The 538-nt window shown below is 51.5% G+C and carries 1 protein-coding gene; it reads left to right on the top strand.

Annotated features, from left to right (window positions below; translation table 11 throughout):
* Positions 1-296 precede the first annotated feature (296 nt).
* Positions 297-538, top strand: a 242-nt coding sequence (locus M7Q83_RS14130; RefSeq protein WP_298340287.1) for a sigma factor-like helix-turn-helix DNA-binding protein, incomplete at its 3' end; no start/stop codon positions are given.

Here is a 538-nt window from a genome sequence, read left to right as displayed (position 1 = left end):
AGGTGAAGAAGCGTTGGAAGAAACTCCTCGCCTCCTCAAGGCTCCCAAAGCGCTCCGGGAAGTCTCCTCGGTACTTGGTTACGGGCCTAACTTCTGAAACCTCTCCACCCTAACTTCTGAAGCTCATCGACTCTAACTTCTGAAACCTCTCAATTCCAACTCCTGGAAGTGAGGAACTCTAACTCCTGAAATCGGAGAATTCTAACTCCTTCAAGTGATTGATAGGTACAACGAATCGGCCATACTCATCCATAGGAGCCCCAAAGAGGGGATCCACGGGAAGAGGAGGCCGACAGGTGGCAAAGAAGAAAGAAACGTGGGGAATTGAAATGAACTATGTCAGAGAGGTGATTCGCCTCCACTATGAACTTGAGAAGAATCGTAACGAGATCGCCCAGTCGCTTGGGATCTCCCATGCGACCGTGTCGCGGATCCTTTCACTCGCCGGGGAACGCGGAGTTGAGCTCTTGGCGCTTAGCGACACTGAGCTCAAAGCGTTGATGTATCCGAATCCAGCTGGTCCAAAACCATCGACGAC

This window comes from Ferrimicrobium sp., from assembly GCF_027364955.1.
Classification (GTDB): Bacteria; Actinomycetota; Acidimicrobiia; order Acidimicrobiales; family Acidimicrobiaceae; genus Ferrimicrobium.
Note: the sequence above shows the minus strand (reverse complement) of the source record. Positions and strands in the feature narration are given on the sequence as shown.